The sequence below is a fragment of the Pseudomonas sp. CCC4.1 genome (assembly GCF_035019225.1).
GTDB classification, from domain to species: domain Bacteria; phylum Pseudomonadota; class Gammaproteobacteria; order Pseudomonadales; family Pseudomonadaceae; genus Aquipseudomonas; species Aquipseudomonas bubulae.
The window spans coordinates 1-23,391 of sequence record NZ_JASJWL010000071.1 but is presented as its reverse complement, the minus strand read 5'-3'; the positions used below and the strand labels follow the sequence as shown (position 1 = coordinate 23,391).

At 58.7% G+C, this 23,391-nt stretch carries 17 protein-coding genes and 3 tRNA genes; 9 read left to right on the top strand and 11 right to left on the bottom strand.

Going from position 1 to position 23,391, the window contains the following annotated elements; translation table 11 throughout:
• Positions 1-31 precede the first annotated feature (31 nt).
• Both QN377_RS20295 and ppsA read right to left on the bottom strand, forming a co-directional pair.
• Entirely contained in the window at positions 32-991 is a 960-nt protein-coding gene (locus QN377_RS20295; protein ID WP_095003118.1) for an alpha/beta fold hydrolase, read from the bottom strand.
• A 104-nt stretch (positions 992-1,095) separates the two neighbouring features.
• Positions 1,096-3,471: a phosphoenolpyruvate synthase gene (gene ppsA, locus QN377_RS20290; RefSeq protein WP_323567657.1), complete on the bottom strand. Its 2,376-nt coding sequence runs from the start codon at positions 3,469-3,471 to the stop codon at positions 1,096-1,098.
• Positions 3,472-3,648: 177 nt separating this feature from the next.
• Here ppsA and QN377_RS20285 point away from each other — a divergent pair, with 177 nt between their 5' ends.
• Entirely contained in the window at positions 3,649-4,467 is an 819-nt protein-coding gene (locus tag QN377_RS20285) for a pyruvate, water dikinase regulatory protein (protein WP_016779906.1), read from the top strand.
• Positions 4,468-4,556: 89 nt separating this feature from the next.
• Here the strand turns inward: QN377_RS20285 and prpD are convergent, their stop codons facing one another.
• The 6 genes from prpD to QN377_RS20255 all read right to left on the bottom strand — a co-directional run bounded on the left by prpD (position 4,557) and on the right by QN377_RS20255 (position 13,006).
• The gene (gene prpD, locus QN377_RS20280; RefSeq protein WP_095019623.1) at positions 4,557-6,041 is read right to left on the bottom strand and encodes a 2-methylcitrate dehydratase; all 1,485 of its coding nucleotides are present in this window, start codon (positions 6,039-6,041) and stop codon (positions 4,557-4,559) included.
• Between the two features lie 160 nt (positions 6,042-6,201).
• Positions 6,202-7,392, bottom strand: a complete 1,191-nt coding sequence (gene prpF, locus QN377_RS20275) for a 2-methylaconitate cis-trans isomerase PrpF (protein ID WP_095019622.1) — start codon at positions 7,390-7,392, stop codon at positions 6,202-6,204.
• Positions 7,393-7,439: 47 nt separating this feature from the next.
• On the bottom strand, positions 7,440-10,031 hold the full coding sequence (gene acnD / locus QN377_RS20270; RefSeq protein ID WP_095003114.1) for a Fe/S-dependent 2-methylisocitrate dehydratase AcnD: 2,592 nt from the start codon (positions 10,029-10,031) through the stop codon (positions 7,440-7,442).
• A 75-nt stretch (positions 10,032-10,106) separates the two neighbouring features.
• Positions 10,107-11,234 (bottom strand): 2-methylcitrate synthase, encoded by a 1,128-nt coding sequence (gene prpC, locus QN377_RS20265; RefSeq protein ID WP_095019621.1) that lies wholly within the window; start codon positions 11,232-11,234, stop codon positions 10,107-10,109.
• A gap of 165 nt (positions 11,235-11,399) precedes the next feature.
• Positions 11,400-12,287, bottom strand: coding sequence for a methylisocitrate lyase (gene prpB / locus QN377_RS20260; RefSeq protein ID WP_019827683.1), 888 nt, complete (start codon positions 12,285-12,287; stop codon positions 11,400-11,402).
• Positions 12,284-13,006, bottom strand: a complete 723-nt coding sequence (locus QN377_RS20255) for a GntR family transcriptional regulator (protein ID WP_095003169.1) — start codon at positions 13,004-13,006, stop codon at positions 12,284-12,286. The genes prpB and QN377_RS20255 overlap by 4 nt, the downstream gene beginning before the upstream one ends.
• A gap of 280 nt (positions 13,007-13,286) precedes the next feature.
• Here QN377_RS20255 and QN377_RS20250 point away from each other — a divergent pair, with 280 nt between their 5' ends.
• The 8 genes from QN377_RS20250 (at position 13,287) to QN377_RS20215 (ending at position 22,879) form a co-directional block, all read left to right on the top strand.
• A complete protein-coding gene (locus QN377_RS20250) occupies positions 13,287-13,823 on the top strand; it encodes an ATP-dependent zinc protease (RefSeq protein ID WP_095003112.1) in 537 nt (178 codons plus the stop codon).
• A gap of 5 nt (positions 13,824-13,828) precedes the next feature.
• Entirely contained in the window at positions 13,829-15,361 is a 1,533-nt protein-coding gene (locus tag QN377_RS20245) for an inactive transglutaminase family protein (RefSeq protein ID WP_095003111.1), read from the top strand.
• Positions 15,361-16,344: an alpha-L-glutamate ligase-like protein gene (locus QN377_RS20240; protein ID WP_095003110.1), complete on the top strand. Its 984-nt coding sequence runs from the start codon at positions 15,361-15,363 to the stop codon at positions 16,342-16,344. The genes QN377_RS20245 and QN377_RS20240 overlap by 1 nt, the downstream gene beginning before the upstream one ends.
• Before the next feature lie 188 nt (positions 16,345-16,532).
• Positions 16,533-17,876 carry an aminodeoxychorismate synthase component I gene (gene pabB / locus QN377_RS20235; protein ID WP_095021024.1) on the top strand — a complete coding sequence of 448 codons (1,344 nt, stop codon included), beginning with the start codon at positions 16,533-16,535 and terminating at the stop codon, positions 17,874-17,876.
• Between the two features lie 68 nt (positions 17,877-17,944).
• Positions 17,945-18,679 carry a phosphoadenylyl-sulfate reductase gene (locus tag QN377_RS20230; protein WP_095003109.1) on the top strand — a complete coding sequence of 245 codons (735 nt, stop codon included), beginning with the start codon at positions 17,945-17,947 and terminating at the stop codon, positions 18,677-18,679.
• 205 nt (positions 18,680-18,884) lie between these two features.
• Positions 18,885-19,403, top strand: coding sequence for a sigma-70 family RNA polymerase sigma factor (locus QN377_RS20225; RefSeq protein WP_095003108.1), 519 nt, complete (start codon positions 18,885-18,887; stop codon positions 19,401-19,403).
• A 6-nt stretch (positions 19,404-19,409) separates the two neighbouring features.
• A complete protein-coding gene (locus tag QN377_RS20220) occupies positions 19,410-20,396 on the top strand; it encodes a FecR family protein (protein ID WP_095019620.1) in 987 nt (328 codons plus the stop codon).
• A 77-nt stretch (positions 20,397-20,473) separates the two neighbouring features.
• The gene (locus QN377_RS20215; RefSeq protein WP_095019619.1) at positions 20,474-22,879 is read left to right on the top strand and encodes a TonB-dependent siderophore receptor; all 2,406 of its coding nucleotides are present in this window, start codon (positions 20,474-20,476) and stop codon (positions 22,877-22,879) included.
• Between the two features lie 96 nt (positions 22,880-22,975).
• On the opposite strand, the gene QN377_RS20210 is transcribed toward QN377_RS20215, so the two are convergent.
• The 3 genes from QN377_RS20210 to QN377_RS20200 all read right to left on the bottom strand — a co-directional run bounded on the left by QN377_RS20210 (position 22,976) and on the right by QN377_RS20200 (position 23,390).
• A tRNA-Asp gene (locus tag QN377_RS20210) sits at positions 22,976-23,052 on the bottom strand.
• A gap of 19 nt (positions 23,053-23,071) precedes the next feature.
• Positions 23,072-23,147, bottom strand: a tRNA-Val gene (locus tag QN377_RS20205).
• A gap of 166 nt (positions 23,148-23,313) precedes the next feature.
• Positions 23,314-23,390, bottom strand: a tRNA-Asp gene (locus QN377_RS20200).
• Position 23,391: the final 1 nt, after the last annotated feature.

The following is a 23,391-nucleotide window of genomic DNA, read 5'->3' as shown; positions in this document are numbered from 1 at the left end:
AGATGTGTATAAGAGACAGGCAACAGAGTATCTACAACGATTTCGTCGTGCCTTTTAGCAGCCAATCACGCACCAATGGCCACACTTCCTGCTGCGCAGCCTGGCTGACCAGCATTTCAACGTGACTGTAATCAGAGCTGAAGCCATGCTCACGGCCAAGGGACACGAACTTGCGCTGTTCTGAGCCCAACTGGTCGAACAGCTTGCGACACGCCCACTCCGGCGTTTGCCGATCACCCACCGCTGCCACCACCAGTGCCGGGGCCTGAACCTCGGCCAAACCGGCCCACCAGTCGCGCTCGGCGTCCTTGAAACGCCCCATAAAACCATTCCAGCGCAGGGTTTCCAGGGCGATGCTGACCGGCTCGTCTTCCGGGCCACGCTTGAGTCGCGTCCCCGACAGTTGCTTGAAGCGCTTCAACAACAGATAGGCACCCCACTCAATCGGAGGAATTTTCAGTGACCAGTAACGGCGATTGATCTGGCAGCCAAAAAACGCCGCCGACGCCACATCCGGTTCACTCAGATACTTGCCCCCCAAGGCCGCGGCCAAACTGATGGCACCCTGAGAATGGCCGAGCCAGTGCGGAACTTGCCCGCTTTGCTCGCGAACAAATGCCGCGATGGCTGGCAAGTCGTAGCGGGCATAGTCCGCCACGCGATTTTTAGCCCAGCTAATATTTCGTGACGAAAGACCATGGCCACGCATTTCGGGCAGCCACACATCAAACCCGGCACGCGCCAAAAACGCCCCTAGCCCTGCCCCCTTGGGCGAGTACCAAAAACGCCGATTGGAAAAACTGCCATGCAACAGGATGACCGGCACGCCGCGTACCTGGCTGTCGTCGGCCATCCCCAGGCGGGTCACCACCAGCTCAACGGAAATATCCGGGCTGTTGGCCGGTTTCAAGCGATAAACGTCTTCGCTCAGATCGCCCCGACGCTCAGCGCTGATCAGGGCAACGGGAAAAAGGAGACTGCTGCTTTGCATAATGCTCTTGCACAAAAAAGGGCGATTTCACACAGGAACTCGCCCTACCACTGCCTATAAAGAGCAGGGCAGCCCTTTGGCTGCCCTGCTCCACGCTCAACGACTCAAGCCTGCGCCTGACCCTCTGCAAGGAAGAACCAGGTTTCCAGAACGGTGTCCGGGTTCAGGGAAACACTTTCGATACCCTGCTCCATCAGCCATAGCGCCAGATCCGGGTGATCGGACGGGCCCTGGCCGCAAATACCGATGTACTTGCCAGCCTTGTTGCACGCCTGAATGGCGTTGGACAGCAGCTTTTTAACCGCCGGGTTGCGCTCATCAAACAGGTGCGCAATGACACCGGAGTCGCGGTCCAGACCCAGGGTCAGCTGAGTCAGGTCGTTGGAGCCGATGGAGAACCCGTCGAAGAACTCCAGGAACTCTTCAGCCAGGATCGCGTTGGAAGGCAGTTCGCACATCATGATCACGCGCAGACCGTTTTCACCACGCTTGAGGCCGTTTTCCGCCAGCAGATCTATCACCTGGCTCGCTTCACCCAGGGTACGGACGAACGGCACCATGATTTCAACGTTGGTAAAGCCCATTTCGTTACGCACACGCTTGAGCGCACGGCATTCAAGCTCGAAGCAGTCTCGGAAGTTTTCACTGATGTAACGCGAAGCACCGCGGAAGCCCAGCATCGGGTTCTCTTCTTCAGGCTCGTACAGCTTGCCGCCGATCAGGTTGGCGTATTCGTTGGACTTGAAGTCCGACAGGCGCACGATGACTTTTTTCGGTGCAAAAGCGGCGGCCAGGGTGCTGATGCCTTCAACCAGTTTTTCGACGTAGAAGCCCACCGGATCGTTGTAGCCGGCGATGCGCTTGTCGACGCTGTCCTTGATTTCCTGTGGCAGGCCATCGTAGTTCAGCAGGGCTTTGGGGTGTACACCGATCATGCGGTTGATAATGAACTCCAGACGGGCCAGGCCCACACCGGCGTTCGGCAATTGCGCGAAGTCAAAGGCACGGTCCGGGTTGCCGACGTTCATCATGATCTTGAACGGCAGGTCCGGCATGGCGTCCACGGAGTTCTTCTTGATATCGAAGCCCAGTTCGCCTTCAAAGATAAACCCGGTATCGCCTTCAGCGCACGAAACGGTAACGCCCTGGCCGTCTTTCAACAGCTGGGTGGCGTTGCCGCAACCCACCACGGCCGGGATACCCAGCTCGCGAGCGATGATCGCCGCATGACAGGTACGACCGCCGCGGTTGGTGACGATGGCGCTGGCGCGCTTCATCACGGGTTCCCAGTCCGGGTCGGTCATGTCGGAGACCAGTACGTCGCCCGACTGGACTTTATCCATTTCCGACACGTCCTTGATGATGCGGACCTTGCCTGCACCGATACGCTGGCCAATGGCGCGGCCTTCAGCCAGTACCGTACCGGTTTCCTTGAGCAGGTAGCGCTCCATGACATTGCCGGCGCTGCGGCTTTTCACGGTTTCCGGGCGCGCCTGTACGATGTACAGCTTGCCGTCATCGCCGTCTTTGGCCCACTCGATGTCCATCGGGCACTTGTAGTGCTTCTCGATGATCATGGCTTGCTTGGCCAGTTCGCTGACTTCAGCATCGGTCAGGCAGAAACGCGCGCGATCGGCCTTTTCAACGTCGATCACCTTGACCGACTTGCCGGCCTTGGCTTCGTCGCCGTAGATCATCTTGATGGCTTTGCTGCCCAGGTTACGACGCAGAATCGCAGGGCGACCCGCTTCCAGGGTTTGTTTGTGAACGTAGAATTCGTCCGGGTTTACCGCACCTTGCACGACGGTCTCACCCAGGCCGTAGGCGCCGGTGATAAACACTACATCACGGAAGCCTGATTCAGTGTCCAGGGTAAACATCACGCCCGCGGTGCCGGTTTCGGAGCGCACCATGCGCTGTACGCCTGCAGACAGGGCGACCAGTTTGTGGTCAAAGCCCTGGTGCACGCGGTAAGAAATAGCGCGGTCGTTGAACAGGGAGGCAAATACTTCCTTGGCCGCACGAATGACGTTTTCAACGCCACGGATATTCAGGAAGGTTTCTTGCTGACCGGCAAAGGACGCGTCCGGCAAGTCTTCGGCGGTGGCCGAGGAGCGCACGGCAACGGCCATGTCAGGGTTGCCCTGGGACAAAGCGGCAAAGGCGGTACGAATTTCGGCGTTAAGCTTCTCCGGGAACTCGGCTTCCATGATCCATTGACGGATCTGGGCACCGGTTTTGGCCAGGGCATTGACGTCATCTACATCGAGCGCATCCAGCGCAGCGTGGATCTGGTCGTTCAAACCACTCAGTTCGAGAAAATCACGATATGCCTGAGAAGTCGTGGCGAAGCCACCGGGAACTGAAACACCAGCGCCTGCAAGATTACTGATCATCTCGCCGAGGGATGCGTTCTTGCCCCCCACATGCTCCACGTCATGGGCGCCGAGCTTATCGAGGGAAACTACGTACTCTACCAAGGTGATCTCTCCACTAACGGTGTTGGGAAAAGCTCAGGGCGCTGGATCCTCATCATGAGGCATCACAGCGATTGTGGCCTGGACCTGGAAAATAAGTGACACTGCCTGTCATGTAGCGCGACAAAAGCGCGCCTATCATATCCAAGAATCGTCACCAGCTTAAGGCCCAAGGCGCAAATGAAACGATCTGCTTTCTTTATATCCGATGGCACCGGTATTACTGCCGAAACCCTGGGCCAGAGTTTGCTGGCACAATTCGAAAATGTGACCTTCAGCAAGTTCACGCGCCCCTACATAGACAGCGTGGAAAAAGCGCGGGCAATGGTACAACAAATCGATAACGCCGCCGAAAAAGACGGATTCAGCCCGATAATTTTCGACACTATCGTCAATCAGGACATTCGCGAAATCCTCGCCACGTCCAATGGTTTCATGATCGACATCTTCTCCAGTTTCCTTGCTCCACTGGAGCAGGCGCTGGGTGAACATTCCTCGTATTCGGTGGGCAAGTCCCACTCCATTGGCCACAACTCCAACTATATGGAGCGCATCGAGGCGGTGAACTTTGCCCTCGACAATGATGACGGCGCCCGCACACACAAGTACGACAAGGCCGACCTGATCCTGGTTGGCGTGTCCCGTTGCGGCAAAACCCCGACCTGCCTTTATATGGCCATGCAATTCGGCATCCGCGCTGCCAACTACCCGCTGACCGATGACGACATGGAAAGCCTCAAGCTGCCGGCTGCCCTGCGTGAACACAAACACAAGCTCTTCGGCCTGACCATCGACCCGGACCGCCTGACGGCCATCCGCAACGAACGCAAGCCCAACAGCCGCTACTCCAGCTTTGCCCAGTGTGAATTTGAAGTGCGCGAAGTTGAACGCCTGTTTCAGCGCGAAAACATTCCGCATATCAACTCCACGCATTTCTCGGTGGAAGAAATATCGGCCAAGATCCTGGTCGAAAAAGGCGTGGAGCGGCGGTTTAAATAACAGCCCTGAACACATGAAACCTGTGGGAGCGAGCCTGCTCGCGAAGCCGGTAAAGCCCTTTCGCGAGCAAGCTCGCTCCCACTTCTGGCTCAAATCACCAACAGGTCCACAAACCGGTTAACCGGCGTGGCCTCCAGCGCCTGCTGATCCTTGCACAGGGTAAAAATCTGCGCACACCGCTGGCTCACAAAACGGGTGGCCAGGTTGGCCCTGAACTTGTCCTCCAGCAATGGAATCCCCTCATCACGACGCCGACGATGGCCAATGGGGTATTCCACTTCCACCTGCCCGGTGCTGGTGCCATCGCTGAAAAAAACCTCGATGGCATTGGCAATTGAGCGTTTGTCTGCCTCCAGGTACTCGCGTGTGTAGCGCGGATTTTCGACCACTACCATTTTTTCCCGCAATTGGTCGATGATCGGGTGGGCCGCGTGAAAATCATCTTCGTAGTGTTCTGCTATCAGATTGCCAAACGCCAGCGGTACCGCGGTCATGTATTGAATACAGTGATCACGGTCCGCCGCGTTGGCCAATTTGCCTTGCTTGGAAATGATCCGAATCGCCGATTCGTGGGTTGTAATCACGATTTTCTCGATATCGTGCAAGCGGTCCTTGACCTGGGGATGCAAGGTCACCGCTGCTTCGCACGCAGTCTGCGCATGGAATTCGGCCGGGAAGCTGATCTTGAACAGCACGTTTTCCATTACATAGGTGCCATAGGGCTGGCTCAGGCTGAACTGGCGCTGATCCTCGGGCTTGAGCGCCAGATCCTTGTTGGTATGGCTGAACAGCACATCGTAGAAGCCCCATTGCGGCGCCGTCAGCACCCCGGGGATGCCCATTTCACCGCGTAACGCAATGTCAGCCAGACGCACCCCGCGACTCGACGCATCCCCGGCGGCCCAGGATTTACGCGATCCGGCGTTCGGCGCATGACGATAGGTGCGCAACGCCTGCCCATCCACAAAAGCATGGGACAGCGCCGACAGCAACTGCTCGCGAGTGGCGCCCATCAGTTTGGCGCACACCGCCGTCGAGGCGACCTTGACCAGCAGAACATGGTCCAGGCCAACACGATTGAAAGAGTTTTCCAGGGCAATCACGCCCTGAATCTCATGGGCCATGATCATTGCTTCGAGCACCGCCCGCATCGTCATCGGCGCTTCGCCATTGGCTACACGTTTTTGCGACAGGTGATCGGCTACCGCCAGAATACCGCCCAGATTATCCGAAGGATGGCCCCACTCCGCCGCCAGCCAGGTGTCGTTGTAGTCCAGCCAGCGCACGATACAGCCGATGTCCCATGCCGCCTTGACCGGATCCAGGCGAAACGAAGTACCTGGGACCCTCGCGCCAAAAGGTACAACCGTGCCCTCGACGAAAGGCCCCAGGTGCTTGCTGCACTCCGGAAAACGCAGCGCCAGCAGGCCGCAGCCCAAGGTATCCATCAGGCAGTTGCGGGCAGTATCGAGGGCTTCGGGGGAGGTGATGGTGTAGGTCAGGACATAATCGGCAATGTCCTGCAAAACCTTGTCGTAATCGGGGCGGTTGTTGAGGTCGACGTTGGCGCTCATGGGGCAGTCTCCAAAGAGTGGGTAAGGGTCGTGTCCATCCTCAGGTTCATCGTGATTTTGCGGGTCTAAATGCCCGTTTGATGTATCAGAATCAAAAGCCCCTCACCCCAACCCTCTCCCGGAGGGAGAGGGTTGGGGTGAGGGCAAAGGGTTCACCCGATCAAAAAGAATCACCCGGCACCCGCACCCAGCCTTCCATCAGTACCCGCGCACTGCGGCTCATGATGGCTTTGGTCACGGTCCATTCGCCGTCAACCTGCCGGGCTTCGGCACCCACGCGCAAGGTGCCCGAGGGATGGCCAAAGCGCACGGCATCGCGCTGTTCACCACCGGCCGCCAGGTTGACCAGCGTGCCCGGGATCGCCGCAGCCGTACCGATGGCCACCGCAGCGGTGCCCATCATGGCGTGGTGCAACTTGCCCATCGACAAGGCCCGCACCAGCAAATCCACACTCTGGGCACTGACCGGCTTGCCGCTGGATGACACGTAGTCCGCAGGCCCGGCAACAAAGGCGACCTTGGGCGTGTGCTGACGCTTGGCCGCGTCTTCAAGCTTGTCTATCAGGCCCATGCGCAACGCACCGTGAGCACGGATAGTTTCGAACATGGCCAGGGCTTTCGGGTCGCTGTTGATGTCGTTCTGTAGCTCTGCACCGCTGTAACCGATATCCCGCGCATTGACGAAAATAGTCGGAATCCCGGCATTGATCATGGTCACATTCAAGGTGCCGACACCCGGTACTTCAAGGTCGTCCACCAGGTTACCGGTTGGAAACATCGAACCGCCTGCCCCCTCTTCATCCGCTGCCGGGCTGATAAATTCCAACTGCACTTCTGCGGCCGGGAAGGTCACGCCGTCGAGTTCAAAATCGCCGGTTTCCTGTACCGCACCGTCGGTGATCGGCACATGGGCAATGATGGTCTTGCCAATATTGGCCTGCCAGATACGTACCACCGCCGTACCATTGCGGGGGATACGAGCGGTATCCACCAGGCCGCTGCTGACCGCGAACGACCCGACCGCCGCAGACAGGTTGCCGCAGTTGCCGCTCCAGTCCACAAAGGGCTTGTCGATCGCGACCTGACCGAACAGGTAATCGACATCATGATCCGCACGCAGGCTTTTGCTGACGATCACGGTTTTGCTGGTGCTGGAAGTGGCCGCGCCCATGCCGTCGATCTGTTTTTCGTAAGGGTCTGGGCTACCGATCACGCGCAACAACAAGGCATCACGGGCGGCACCCGGTACCTGAGCCACGGCGGGAAGGTCCAGCAGACTGAAGAACACGCCTTTACTGGTGCCGCCACGCATATAGGTCGCGGGAATTCTGATTTGCGCTGCGTAGGCCATATCACTGAGTCCTGTAGTTGCCGGGGCTCGTGGCCCCGGCGCTGGGGTTAGGCTGTCGCCGATTCCAGGAAGTCCTGGGCAAAACGCTGCAACACGCCGCCTGCTTCGTAGATCGAGACTTCTTCCGCAGTATCCAGGCGGCAGGTCACCGGCACTTCCAAGCGCTCACCATTTTTGCGGGTGATCACCAGGGTCAGCGTGGCACGCGGGGTGCGTTCGCCGATCACGTCGTAGGTTTCACTGCCGTCGATTTGCAGGGTTTTGCGGTTGGTGCCCGGCAAAAATTCCAGTGGCAACACGCCCATGCCCACCAGGTTGGTACGGTGAATACGCTCAAAGCCCTCGGCCGCAATGGCCTCGACCCCTGCCAGGCGCACCCCTTTGGCCGCCCAGTCACGGGACGAACCCTGACCGTAATCGGCGCCCGCGATAATGATCAACGGCTGCTTGCGTTCCATGTAGGTTTCGATGGCTTCCCACATGCGCATCACCTGCCCTTCGGGCTCAAGGCGAGTCAGGGAGCCCTGTTTGACCTTGCCGTCCTCGATCACCATTTCGTTGAACAGTTTCGGGTTGGCGAAGGTCGCGCGCTGGGCCGTCAGGTGGTCGCCGCGGTGCGTTGCGTATGAGTTGAAGTCGACTTCCGGCAAGCCCATTTTCGCCAGATATTCGCCTGCGGCGCTGTCGAGCATGATGGCGTTGGAGGGCGACAAGTGGTCTGTGGTGATGTTGTCCGGCAGTACCGCCAGCGGGCGCATGCCCTTGAGCGGACGAGCCCCGGCCAACGCACCTTCCCAGTACGGCGGACGGCGGATGTACGTGCTCTGCGGGCGCCAGTCATACAGCGGCTCGACTTTCGGGCCGGTGTCTTCATGAATGGCGAACATCGGGATATACACCTGGCGGAACTGCTCCGGCTTCACGGCGGCCTTGACCACGGCGTCGATTTCTTCATCGCTCGGCCAGATGTCTTTCAGGCGGATTTCCTTGCCATTGGCGTCCAGGCCCAATACATCTTTCTCGATATCGAAGCGGATAGTGCCGGCAATCGCGTAGGCCACCACCAGCGGCGGCGAGGCGAGAAACGCCTGTTTGGCGTAAGGGTGAATACGCCCGTCAAAGTTGCGGTTGCCCGACAGTACAGCCGTGGCGTACAGGTCGCGGTCGATGATTTCCTGCTGGATGGCCGGGTCCAGGGCACCGGACATACCGTTGCAGGTGGTGCAGGCAAATGCCACCACGCCAAACCCCAGTTTTTCCAGTTCATGGGTCAAACCGGCTTCGTCCAGATACAGGGCCACGGTTTTGGAGCCCGGTGCCAGCGAGGTTTTGACCCACGGTTTGCGGCTCAGGCCAAGCTGGTTGGCATTGCGCGCCATCAAGCCCGCAGCGATCACGTTGCGCGGGTTGCTGGTATTGGTGCAGCTGGTGATCGCCGCGATGATGACCGCGCCGTCGGGCATTTGCCCCGGCACTTCGTCCCATTGACCGGCGATGCCTTTGGCCGCCAGGTCAGTGGTGGCCACGCGCGCGTGCGGGTTGCTCGGTCCGGCCATGTTGCGCACTACCGACGACAGGTCAAAGCTCAGGCTGCGCTCGTACTGCGCACCCTTCAGGCTGTCGGCCCACAGGCCGCTGACCCTGGCGTAGTTCTCCACCAGTTGCACTTGCTGATCTTCACGACCAGTCAGCTTGAGGTAGTCGATGGTTTGCTGGTCGATGTAAAACATCGCAGCCGTGGCGCCGTATTCCGGAGCCATGTTGGAAATGGTGGCACGGTCGCCCAGGGTCAGCGCTGCGGCACCTTCACCGAAGAACTCCAGCCAGGCACCGACCACTTTCTGCTTGCGCAGGAACTCGGTGAGCGCCAGCACCATATCGGTGGCAGTAATGCCCGGTTGCAGCTTGCCGGTCAGTTCGACGCCGACGATTTCCGGCAGGCGCATCCACGAGGCACGGCCAAGCATCACGCTTTCGGCCTCAAGGCCACCGACACCAATGGCGATCACGCCCAGCGAATCCACGTGAGGGGTGTGGCTGTCAGTGCCTACGCAGGTATCCGGGAAGGCCACACCGTCGCGCACCTGGATCACCGGAGACATTTTCTCCAGGTTGATCTGGTGCATGATGCCGTTGCCCGGCGGGATCACATCAACGTTTTTAAAGGCTTTTTTGGTCCACTCGATAAAGTGGAAGCGGTCTTCGTTGCGACGGTCCTCGATGGCGCGGTTCTTTTCGAACGCCTCGGGGTCGTAGCCGCCGCATTCCACCGCCAGCGAGTGGTCGACGATCAGTTGGGTCGGCACTACCGGATTGACCTGGGCCGGATCACCACCCTGCTGGGCGATGGCGTCACGCAGGCCGGCGAGGTCGACCAGCGCGGTCTGGCCGAGAATGTCGTGGCACACCACACGCGCCGGGAACCACGGAAAGTCGAGATCGCGCTTGCGATCGATCAACTGGCTCAGCGATGCATTCAGGGTGGCAGGATCACAGCGGCGTACCAGGTTTTCGGCCAGTACGCGGGAGGTGTAAGGCAATGTGTCGTACGCACCGGGCTTGATCGCATCGACGGCCGCACGGGTGTCGAAATAATCCAGCCGGGTGCCCGGTAATGTTTTGCGAAATTCAGTATTCATTGGCGCAGGACTCGATCACGGTAGTTACAAAAGAGGGAACTGGCTCCCACCTTCAGCGGGAGCCAGTGGCCTCACTCAGCGACGTTCGATTGGCACGAACTTGCGCTGTTCTACGCCGATGTATTCGGCGCTCGGACGGATAATGCGGTTGTTGGCACGCTGTTCGAACACATGCGCCGCCCAGCCGGTCAGGCGTGAGCAGACAAAGATCGGGGTAAACAGCTTGGTCGGGATACCCATGAAGTGATACGCCGAGGCATGGTAGAAATCGGCGTTGGGGAACAGCTTCTTTTGTTCCCACATGGTTTTGTCGATCGCTTCGGAGACCGGGAACAACACGGTGTCGCCCACTTCGTCGGCGAGTTTTTTCGACCAGCCCTTGATCACTTCGTTACGCGGGTCGCTGTCTTTGTAGATCGCATGGCCGAAGCCCATGATCTTGTCCTTGCGCGCCAGCATGCCGAGGGTGCCCTGCACCGCCTCTTCTGCTGAACCGAAACGTTCGATCATTTCCATCGCCGCCTCGTTGGCGCCGCCGTGCAGCGGGCCGCGCAGCGAGCCGATCGCTGCAGTGATGCATGAATACAGGTCGGACAAGGTCGAGGCACAAACACGGGCAGTAAAGGTCGAAGCGTTGAACTCGTGCTCGGCGTAAAGGATCAGTGACACGTTCATCACCTTGACGTGCAACTCGCTCGGTTTTTTGTCGTGCAGCAAGTGCAGGAAGTGGCCGCCGATCGACTCTTCGTCGGTTACGCAGTGAATGCGCTTGCCGTCATGGCTGAAGCGATACCAGTAGCACATGATCGCCGGGAAGGCGGCCAGCAGGCGGTCGGTCTTGTCTTGTTGCTCGGCGAAGTCTTTCTCCGGCTCGATATTGCCCAAGAACGAGCAACCGGTGCGCATCACGTCCATCGGGTGGGCGTCGGCGGGAATGCGCTCCAGCACTTCTTTCAATGCCTGGGGCAGATCGCGCAGCTTTTGCAGCTTGGCCGTGTAGGCAGCCAGTTGGGTCCTGGTAGGCAGTTCGCCATATAACAGCAGGTAAGCCACTTCTTCAAAGCGTGCTTCGGCCGCCAGTTCACGTACGTCATAACCACGATAAGTGAGGCCTGCGCCTTCCTGGCCTACGGTGGACAGGGCCGTTTGCCCGGCCACCTGGCCGCGTAGTCCGGCACCACTCAATACTTTTGCTTCGGCCATTGCGCTTCTCCAATCTTGAATTTGTTAGGGATTCGGCAACTACTGGGTTCAATACATACCTGTGTGGGAGCGAGCCTGCTCGCGATTCAGGCAACACGGTCTGCCTGAATCACTGCGGTGACCCTATCGCGAGCAAGCCCGCGCCCACAGAGTCACAGTGTTCTGTTACTTCTTCGCGGCAAACAACGCATCGAGTTTCTGCTCGAACTCGTGGTAGTTGATGGCATCGTAAAGTTCCATGCGGGTTTGCATGGTGTCGATCACGTTTTGCTGGGTGCCGTCGCGGCGGATCGCGGTGTAGACGTTTTCGGCCGCCTTGTTCATGGCCCGGAATGCCGACAGCGGATACAGCACCAGCGATACGTCAGCACCGGCCAGTTGCTCGGTGGTGTACAGCGGCGTGGCACCGAATTCGGTGATATTGGCCAGGATCGGGGCTTTGACCCGGTTGGCAAACAGTTTGTACATCTCAAGCTCGGTAATGGCTTCCGGGAACACCATGTCAGCCCCGGCTTCAACACAGGCCGCGGCACGTTCCAGGGCTGACTCAAGCCCTTCCACCGCCAGCGCATCGGTTCGCGCCATGATCACGAAGCTGTCATCGGTACGCGCATCGACGGCGGCCTTGATACGGTCGACCATTTCCTGCAGCGAAACGATTTCCTTGTTCGGGCGATGACCGCAACGCTTGGCGCCTACCTGGTCTTCAATGTGAATCGCCGCAGCGCCGAACTTGATCATCGACTTGACCGTGCGGGACACGTTGAAAAACGAAGAGCCGAAGCCGGTATCCACGTCCACCAGCAATGGCAGATCACATACATCGGTAATGCGTCGCACATCAGTCAGTACATCGTCCAGACCCGTAATACCCAGATCAGGTACGCCCAGCGACCCGGCGGCGACGCCTCCACCCGATAGATAGATGGCTTTGAAACCCGCACGTTTGGCCAGCAGCGCATGATTGGCGTTGATCGCACCCACCACTTGCAAAGGATGTTCGCTTGCAACTGCATCACGGAAACGCTGGCCTGGACTGTTCTTATTGCTCATGACTCACCTCGTGGAGTGGCTGTCTGCTGGGCACCGTCTTGGTAATGACGGGCAATATTGCGTTTCGATGCGCCGATATGTCGGCGCATCAACAATTCGGCCAGTTCGCCGTCGCGATCGGCAATGGCATCGAGAATCCGGTGATGCTCGGCAAACGCCTGATGTGGACGGTTGGGCGTGGCGGAAAACTGGATGCGGTACATGCGCACCAACTGGTACAACTCGCCACAGAGCATTTGCGTCAGGGTGCGATTGCCACTGCCCTGAATAATTTTGTAATGAAAATCGAAGTCGCCTTCTTGCTGGTAGTAACCGACGCCCGCCTGAAACGCCTCATCGCGCTCATGGGTTTCGAGCACCTGGCGTAGCTCGGCGATGTCTTCGTCACTCATGCGTTCGGCGGCCAGGCGGCAGGCCATGCCTTCCAGGGACTCGCGAATTTCGTAGAGTTCGATCAGCTCGGCATGGCTCAGCGACACGACCCGCGCCCCGACATGGGGGACGCGCACCAACAAACGCTGGCCTTCAAGGCGATGGATGGCTTCGCGCAATGGCCCGCGGCTGATGCCGTAGGTGCGCGCCAGTTCGGGCTCGGAGATCTTGCTTCCCGGGGCGATTTCGCCTTTGACAATAGCCGCCTGAATGCGCCGAAAAACGTTCTCGGAAAGGGTTTCCGAGTCGTCCTGGGCGATCGTGGCAGGCTCCAGTGCTTGCAGCATATTGTCGACACCTTGAAAATCATTAGTGCTGAAATTAGCCATTTCAGCCCTGATAGTCAAAGAATAAATCGACATTGTCGACAATCCAAGAATACGACCTTGGTTGTATCGACAGGGTTGATCGCCGCTTGCAAGCGCCTCGGCGCTGGCGCCATAAAACCATCATGTTAGAATGCCGACCGCATCCGCCCTGCCCTCATCCATAGGGCAGCCGCACGAGGAAACTTGCGCTCCTGCCAGTCGCCTTGAACTGAAGATTGCAAGAGACGTGCTTCGATTTATGAAATTGCTTCCCCTCTATATCCTCGCCTTCCTGCTGTGCATACCCGGCCTGAGCCTGGCTGGCGAAAAAACCGTGTACGGCCTCAACGAATACGCTGAACTGGCAGGTATCGACCTGCAGGTGGCGGCCAAACTCGACACCGGCGCCAAGACCGCCTCGCTCAGCGCCCGAGATATCAAGCGCTTCAAGCGTGATGGCGAGAGCTGGGTACGCTTTTACCTGGCCATCGATGATGCCCACTCGCACCCCATCGAACGCCCGCTGGCCCGTGTCAGCAAGATCAAGCGACGCTCGGGTGATTACGATCCTGAGTCCGACAAGAACTACACCTCGCGCCCGGTTATTTCCCTGGAAATCTGCATGGGCAAGGCTTTACGCACCATCGAAGTGAACTTGACCGATAGAAGTGCGTTCCAATACCCGCTGTTGATTGGCTCCGAAGCGCTCAAACGCTTTGATGCGCTGGTCGACCCAAGCCTTAAATACGCTGCTGGCAAACCTGCCTGCGTCGCCAACGCTCAAACCGCAGAGTAATTGAAATGCGCGCTCTTACCCTTCACCTGAAAATCTTGATCACCATCCTTGTGGTGCTGGGCATTTCGATTACGGCCTATCAGATTTTCGTCCTCGGCATTCCTGTGACCGAAGACGCCACGGACGACTTGTGGAATATCGACGCCAAGGTCGAGTTCGTCGCCAGCTCCAAAGACCCGGTCAAGATCCAGATGTTCGTGCCGCCGCTTAACCGCGACTACGTCAGCCTCAACGAGAGCTTTATCTCCAACAACTACGGAGTGAGCGTCAACCGGGTTGACGGCAACCGCAAGGTCACCTGGTCGGCACGCCGGGTCAGTGGCAAGCAAACCCTGTACTACCGCCTGGTGTTGACCAAGCGCTACTCGGGCGACAAGACCAAGGTCAAAGGCCCGGTGTTCCGCGACAGCATCGCCGTGGAAGGCCCGGAAAAAATCGCCGCCGAAGCCTTGCTTGCACCTATCCGCCAGCACTCGGCCGATGTCGAAACCTTTATCAGCGAAACCATCAAGCGCGTCAGCAATGCCAATGATGACAACGTGAAACTGCTGCTGGCGGGTGATCCTTCGACTGCGCACAAGGCACAAATCATCGAACTGCTGCTGTCGATTGCCCACGTTCCAATGGAAAAAGTCCACACCATCCGCCTGGTGGCCGACCAGCCGCAAACTCCGGAACTGTGGCTGCGCAGCTTTAACGGCAACGACTGGCTGTACTTCAACCCGGAAACCGGCGAACAGGGCCTGCCATCCGACCGCCTGCTGTGGTGGATCGGCGACGAACCGATGGTAACCGTCGATGGCGGCAAAAAAGCCAACGTTACCTTCAGCCTGAACAACAGCGAAATGAACGCCATTCGCCTGGCCAAGCTGACCGACGAAAACACCGACGCCAACTTCCTCGAATACTCACTGTACGGCTTGCCGCTGCAGACCCAGCAAACCTTCATGATCATGGTCATGATCCCGATCGGGGTTCTGGTGATCCTGATTCTGCGCAACCTGATCGGCCTGCAAACCCTGGGCACATTCACCCCGGTACTGATTGCCCTGGCCTTCCGTGAGACCCAACTGGGCTTCGGCATCATCCTCTTTACGGTGATCACCGCACTTGGGCTGACGCTACGTTCCTACCTTGAACACTTGAAGCTGCAGATGCTGCCACGCCTGTCTGTAGTACTGACCTTTGTCGTTATCCTGATCGCGGCCATCAGCCTGTTCAGCCACAAGCTGGGTCTGGAGCGCGGGCTTTCAGTCGCCTTGTTCCCGATGGTGATTCTGACGATGACCATCGAGCGCCTGTCGATCACCTGGGAAGAGCGCGGTGGCGGGCATGCCATGAAGGTCGCGATCGGCACCCTGTTCGCAGCCACACTGGCGTATCTGGTCATGAGCGTGCCGGAACTGGTGTACTTCGTGTTCACCTTCCCGGCGATCCTGCTGATCATGGTGGGCTTCATGCTGGCAATGGGTCGCTATCGTGGCTACCGCCTGACCGAACTGGTGCGCTTCAAAGCATTCTTGAAGGCTGACTCCTGATGTTCGGCTTCTGGAAGACCTGGAAGGCCCTGGAAGCCCGGGGCATCATGGGCATTAATCGGCGCAATGCGGACTACGTACTCAAGTACAACAAACGCAGCCTGTATCCGATTGTGGATGACAAGATCATCACCAAGGAACGTGCAATCAAAGCGGGCATTCACGTACCTGAGATGTACGGCGTGATTTCCACCGAGAAAGAAATCGAAAAGCTGGATGACATCATCGGTGACCGCAACGACTTCGTGATCAAGCCCGCACAAGGCGCGGGCGGTGACGGCATTCTGGTGATCGCGGACCGCTTCGAAGACCGCTTCCGTACCGTCTCGGGCAAGATCATCAGCCATGAAGAGATCGAACATCAGATTTCCAGCATCCTCACCGGCCTGTACTCCCTGGGTGGTCACCGGGACCGGGCATTGATCGAATACCGGGTAACCCCGGACCAGATCTTCAAAAGCATCAGCTACGAAGGCGTGCCGGATATCCGCATCATCGTGCTGATGGGTTACCCGGTAATGGCCATGCTGCGCCTGCCTACCCGGCAATCGGGCGGCAAGGCCAACCTGCACCAGGGCGCCATCGGTGTTGGCGTCGACCTGGCCACCGGCCTGACCCTGCGTGGCACCTGGCTGAACAACATCATCAGCAAGCACCCCGACACCACCAACGCGGTGGACGGCGTGCAACTGCCCAACTGGGACGGTTTCATGAAGCTGGCGGCCGGTTGCTACGAGTTGTGCGGCCTGGGCTACATCGGCGTGGACATGGTTCTCGATCAGGATAAAGGCCCGCTGATTCTGGAACTCAACGCCCGTCCGGGGCTGAATATCCAGATTGCCAACGATTGCGGCCTGACCCTGCGCACCCACGCAGTCGAGGCCCACCTCGAAGAACTGGCCGCCAAAGGCATCAAGGAAACACCGGAAGAGCGCGTGCGCTTTGCCCAGGAACTGTTCGGTCATATTCACCCGCCCGAATAAGCGTTTTCACACCTTTGGGAGCGGGCTTGCTCGCGATGCTATCAACGCGTTTTACCTGCTAAACCGCGTCACTTCTATCGCGAGCAAGCCCGCTCCCACAGTTCTCGCAGTTCCCACAAGCCGCATAGATTTGCAACCCTGCACAGGACTACAATCAGCCCCCCGCTCCGATGGCTGATTTGCTGCGCATGTTGACCTGCTCCGTACACCCGCTGCCTTACCTCGCCAACCCTGCCGACTATTTTTCGGCCATTCGCAATGCACCCGGCGCCGTGCTGCTCGACAGTGGCCGCCCCACTGCAGACCGTGGTCGCTTTGACCTGATGAGCGCATGGCCTGAGGCGGAACTGACCCTGCAGCCAGACGAGTCGGGGCGCGACTTTCTGCAACGCCTGCGTGAAGGCCTCAAGCAACTGGGCGCTGCCAGCCTCCCGGACGAATACGAGCTGCCGTTTGCTGGCGGTCTGATCGGTTACCTGAGTTACGACTTTGGCCGACAACTCGAACAGCTGCCCGCCAACGCCCGGGATGACCTGCACCTGCCCGAAGCCCAATTGGGCCTGTATGCCTGGGCGCTGATCAGTGACCATTATGCAGCCACCAGCCAGCTTGTATTTCACCCAAGCCTCGAAACAGCAGAGCGCCAGCGCCTGATCCAGTTGTTCAGCCAGCCTGCCCCGTCGCACAACAAGCCATTCAATCTCAAGCAACCGATGCAACCGGATATCAGCGCCAGCCAGTACCAGCAGGCTCTGGAACAGATCCATCGGTATATCCAGGCGGGCGACTGCTATCAGGTCAATTACACCCAGCGCTTCAGCGGCCAGTGCGAGGGCGATGCCTGGAGTGCCTATGGCGCATTGCGCGCGGCCTGCCCCACACCTTTTTCCGGCTTTATGAGCCTGGCGGGCGACAACGCGATCCTGAGCCTCTCTCCTGAACGCTTTGTACGGATAAGTCAGAATCAAGTGGAAACCCGACCGATCAAAGGCACCCGCCCAAGGGGCAAAGACAGCCGCGAAGATGCAGCCAACGCCGCCGAACTGCTGGCCAGCCCCAAGGATCGCGCAGAAAACCTGATGATCGTCGATTTGCTGCGCAACGACCTGGGGCGCACCTGCCGCACCGGTTCGGTGAGCGTGCCGCAGTTGTTTACACTCGAAAGCTATCCCAACGTCCATCATCTGGTGAGCAGCGTGATCGGCGAACTGGCCGATGGCAAAGACGCCCTGGACCTGATTGGCGACAGCTTCCCGGGCGGCTCGATTACCGGCGCCCCGAAAATCCGCGCCATGCAGATCATCGACGAGCTGGAACCCACCCGACGCAGCATTTACTGCGGCTCTCTGCTGTACCTCGACGTGCGTGGCGAAATGGACAGCTCCATCGCCATCCGCAGCCTGCTGGTCAAGGACGGGCGCATCAGTTGCTGGGGCGGCGGCGGCATTGTGGCCGACTCCGACTGGCAGGATGAATACCAGGAATCCATCACCAAAGTGAAGGTACTGCTCGATACGCTGCAAACCCTGTAGCCCGCGCTTTTTGATAAGATCACGAGACTAGAGAGCGCCCAGCGCCATTCACTGCAGGAAGCCGCCTGATGAGCCATCCGTTTGACGTCGCCGAACTCGCCGCGACATACGCCAGCAAGTCCCCGCAAGATATTCTCAAACTCGCCTTTGAACATTTTGGCGACGAACTCTGGATCTCCTTCAGCGGCGCCGAAGACGTGGTGCTGGTGGACATGGCCTGGAAGCTCAACAAGAACGTCAAGGTGTTCAGCCTCGACACCGGCCGCCTGCACCCCGAGACCTACCGGTTTATCGAACAGGTACGTGAACATTACAAGATCCAGATCGAGCTGATCTCGCCGGATCAAAGCAAGCTCGAACCCTTCGTCAAAGAGAAAGGCCTGTTCAGCTTCTATAAAGACGGCCATGGCGAATGCTGCGGCATACGCAAGATCGAGCCGCTGCGACGCAAGCTGTCGACGGTCAAGGCCTGGGCCACCGGCCAGCGCCGCGACCAGAGCCCCGGCACCCGCAGCCAGGTTGCCGCCCTGGAAATTGACGGCGCGTTCTCCACACCCGAGCGCACGCTGTACAAGTTCAACCCGTTGGCACAAATGACCAGCGAGGAAGTCTGGGGCTATATCCGCATGCTGGAGCTGCCTTACAACAGCCTGCATGAACGCGGCTTTATCAGCATCGGCTGCGAGCCCTGCACCCGTCCGGTACTGCCCAACCAGCACGAGCGCGAAGGCCGCTGGTGGTGGGAAGAAGCCACGCAAAAAGAATGCGGGCTGCATGCCGGCAATTTGATCGCGAAGAACTAAAACACCCGCCTCCACACTCTGTGGGAGCGGGCTTGCTCGCGATGGATACAACGCGGTGTACCTGCCACACCGAGGCGATCCCATCGCGAGCAAGCCCGCTCCCACAGTTGCAAGTGACCGTTACATTTCATCGCCCGCCTTGCGTTTACCCCGGACTTTCGTTGAGAATTGGTAATTATTCTCAATAACATTTAGGCAGCGTCCTATGTCTTCGGGTGAACCGTCCTACCAGAGCGCTATTACCGAACTGTACTGCGAGCATCACGGCTGGCTGTTTGGCTGGCTACGCAGAAAGCTCGGTTGCGCGCAAAATGCCGCCGATCTGGCCCAGGACACCTTCGCCCGAATTCTCAATGCCCGCGAGTCGGTAGCCACCCTGCGCGAGCCCCGGGCCTTTTTGAGCACCACGGCACGCCGCCTGATCATCGATCAGGTGCGCCGCAAACAGATAGAAAACGCCTACTTGCAAGAACTTGCGCTGACCGCCGAGGCACTCGAAGGCTATCAATCACCCGAGCAAATTCTTACCACCCTGGAAGCCCTGGAGCAGATCGCCTTTATTCTCGAAGGCATGCAGGACAAAGCCCGCCAGGCCTTTGTGCTGTATTACCTGGACGGCCTGACCCAGTGCCAAATCGCCCGGCAACTGGGCCTGTCTGACCGCACCGTGCGCAAGTACCTTATCCAGGCCCTGCTGCATTGCAGCCACAGCCTGAACACCTGAGCCCGCATGCCCGAACAGCCCGATTCAATAGACGAACAAGCCGCCGAATGGATCCTTCGCCTGCACGAGGAAGGCTTCAGCGAGGGCTTGCGCCTGGAATTCGAGCGCTGGAAACAGCAAAGCCCGCAACACGCCGCCGCAGCCCGGCGCATGCAAGATGTCATCAACCGCCTACAGGCGTTGCGCCAGCAGTCGACGCCAGCCAAGGCAGCGCTCAATGCCGCATTTGCCGGGCGCAAGGCAGTCACCCGACGCAAACATGCCTTGCGCGCCCTGCTGATTGCCGGCTGCCTGGCCCTGCCGGCCACCCTGCTGGTGCAAAGCCATTATCCCGAGCAATGGCTGGCCGATATCAGCACCGGCCCCAATGACTGGAAAACACAGCGCCTGGCCGACAACTCGAGCATTACCCTCAGCGGCACCAGCGCGCTCAATGTACATTTTGACGGCCAGGCGCGGCGCATTGAACTACTGCAAGGTGAAGTACTGGTCGACGTCGCCCATGACAGCGCCCGGCCATTTTTCGTGGAAACAGCCCAAGGCAGCATGCGCGCCCTGGGCACCCGCTTTGTAGTCAAGCGCCAGGGTGACACCACCGTATTGAGCATGTTGCAGTCTCGCGTCGCCGCGCAAAGCGCGAACGAGCAGCAAACCCTGGAGGTGAGTGCAGGCTCCCGGGCGCTGATTCGCCAGGGCTCGGTCGAACTGGCTGGCAGCATCTCCCCGGCCAGCATCGATCAGGCTTGGGAGCGCCATCAACTGGTGGTTGAAGATCAGCCGCTGCCTCAGGTGCTTGATGAAATTTCCCGCCATCGACGCGGGCACCTGCAGTTTGATCGCAACACCCTGGCCGGCCTGCGCGTCTCGGCTGTACTGCCTCTGGACGATACCGACCGGGCGTTGCAACTGATCGCCGACACCTTGCCCCTGCAGATCAAAACCTACACACCCTGGCTGGTTGTGATCAGCCAGTTGCACACCCCTGAAAAATAATAATTCCCATTCGTTCCGCTTTTGTCGAGTCAGCCGTCAAGGTAGGTAACAACGACTCATAAAGGACTACGTCTTCCATGCTGACCTCCTACAAACCCCTTGCGCTGGCGATTCACTTGATCGTTGCGTCGGCGGCTGGCGTGGCATACGCCGCCACTGCCCAGGCACAAACTGCAGCCGTACAGAGCTACGACATACCCGCAGGCCCGCTGAGCAACGCACTGAACCGCTTCGCGCAACAAGCCGGCGTGGCGATCATTTTTCAGTCGAGCAACCTGGAAGGCCTGTCGACTCCGGGCCTGCAGGGTGCCAACAACGAACATGACGGATTCGAAGCCTTGTTGCGGGGCAGCGGCTATACCATGGTCAAAGGCGCCAACGGCTACAGGCTCGACGCCCTGCCCGCGGCAGGCGGCGCACTGGAGTTGGGCGCCACCCAGGTCAGCGCCAACCAGCTCGGGACTATCACCGAAGGCACCGGTTCCTACACCCCCGGCTCCATCGCGACAGCAACACGCATGGTACTGACGCCAAGGGAAACCCCCCAGTCCATTTCCGTGGTGACCCGCCAGGCCATGGACGATTTCGGCATGAACTCCATCGATGACGTGATGCGCCACACCCCCGGCATCACCGTGGCCACCTATGACAGCGATCGCACCAGCTATTACTCCCGTGGTTTTGCGATCAAGAACTTCCAGTACGACGGCATCCCCATCTTGCAAGACCCGCAGTACTCGGCCGGGCACACCCTGACTGACACCGCCATCTATGACCGGGTCGAAATCCTGAAAGGCGCAACCGGCCTGCTCACCGGCGCTGGCGGACCGGGCGGTACCATCAATATGGTGCGCAAAAAACCGACCCGCGAATTCAAGGCCCATATCGATGTGGGCGCAGGCTCCTGGGAAAACTACCGCTCCGAAATCGATGTCAGCGGGCCATTAACCGAGAGCGGCAATGTGCGTGGCCGGGCCGTGGCGGCTTACCAGGACAAGCATTCGTTCATGGATCACTACAAGCGTGACAGCGAGGTTTACTACGGCATTCTTGAAGTGGATCTGACCCCCGACACCCTGCTGACCCTGGGTGCCGATTATCAGGACAACAACCCCAAAGGTTCCAGCTGGTCAGGTAGCGCATCACTGTTCAACTCCAAAGGTGACCGGATCAGCACCCCGCGCTCATTCAACAATGGCGCCAAATGGAGCAGTTGGGAGCAATACACCCGCACGGTGTTCTCAACCCTGGAACACAACTTTGCCAACGGCTGGGTAGTCAAAGGCCAGTACAACCACCAGATCAACGGCTATAACGCCCCGCTGGGCGCCCTGCTTGACCCGGACGCCACTACCGGGCTGGCAAAAATGCTCGCCCGCAAATACACCGGCGAATACGTCAGTGATAGCGGTGACCTGTTTGCCACCGGTCCGTTCAGCCTGCTGGGGCGCGAACATGAACTGGTCGTCGGCGGCTCGGTGTCCAGATCACACTGGACCGGCAAGGATTACACCAATGCCAATATGGTCAACAACGCCTACGACTACTACAACTGGAAAGGCAACAGCCTTGAGCCGGACTGGGGCAATGTCACTTCATACAACGATGAAACAACACGCCAGACCGGTACCTACGTGACCGGCCGCTTCAGCCTGACCGACGACCTTAAACTGATGCTGGGCACCCGGGTGGCCAATTACACCCTGACCGGCACCAGCCAGGCCAAGGACACGGGCAAAGTGCTGCCGTACGCAGCCCTGATCTACGACATCAATGACAATATTTCGGCCTATACCAGCTACACGGAGATTTTCCTGCCGCAGTCGTATTACCGCGATCGTGACAACAAGATGCTTGAGCCGGATGAAGGCACCAACTACGAGCTGGGGCTGAAAGGCGAGTTCTTTGATGGCCGCCTGAATTCAAGCCTGGCCTACTTTGAAGTGCATCAAGACAACCGTCCTGAAGCAGACATGGCCTACAACGGCAATCCGACCAACCCGGACATCGACTACGCCTACAAGGGTATCAAGGCCACGACCAAGGGTTACGAAGCAGAGATCTCCGGTGAACTGATGCCAGGCTGGCAATTGCAGGCGGGGTACACCCACAAGGTCAGCCGTGACCAGGGCGGCACAAAGGTCTCGACCTGGGAACCGGAAGACCAGATCAACCTGTACACCAGCTACAAGCTGACCGGCGATCTGGACAAACTGACCCTGGGCGGCGGCGTTCGCTGGCAGAGCACCGGCTGGCAGATGCTGACCAACTGGAACAAGGGCGGCACCGTGGAAAAATTCTCCCAGGATCCATACTGGCTGGTTGATCTGATGGCGCGCTATCAGATTTCGAAAAACCTGTCGGCCACGGTCAATCTGAACAACGCATTCGACAAGTCGTATTACACCAATATCGGTTTTTATAACTCGTCGTACTACGGTGACCCTCGCAATGTGATGGTGACCACGCGCTGGGATTTCTAAACCCCACACACCACAAAACACCCGCGCACAAAAAAGCCTGCACTAAGCAGGCTTTTTTGTTGATCACAAGCGTTCAAGGGGCCTGTGTTCGGAATATGGCGCAGCGGACGGGACTCGAACCCGCGACCCCCGGCGTGACAGGCCGGTATTCTAACCGACTGAACTACCGCTGCGCGTAACATTGAAAGCAAGTGGTGGGTGATGACGGGATCGAACCGCCGACCCTCTGCTTGTAAGGCAGATGCTCTCCCAGCTGAGCTAATCACCCTTGTACTTCACTTTCGTTGCGGGGCGCATTGTCTCACACTATTTGCGTAAGTGGTTGTTTTATTTGAATTTTTTATCAATCAAAGAAAACATGCGTACACAAAAAAGCCTGCACAAGGCAGGCTTTTTGTTGATCACAAGCGTTCAAGGGGCTTGTGTTCAGAATATGGCGCAGCGGACGGGACTCGAACCCGCGACCCCCGGCGTGACAGGCCGGTATTCTAACCGACTGAACTACCGCTGCG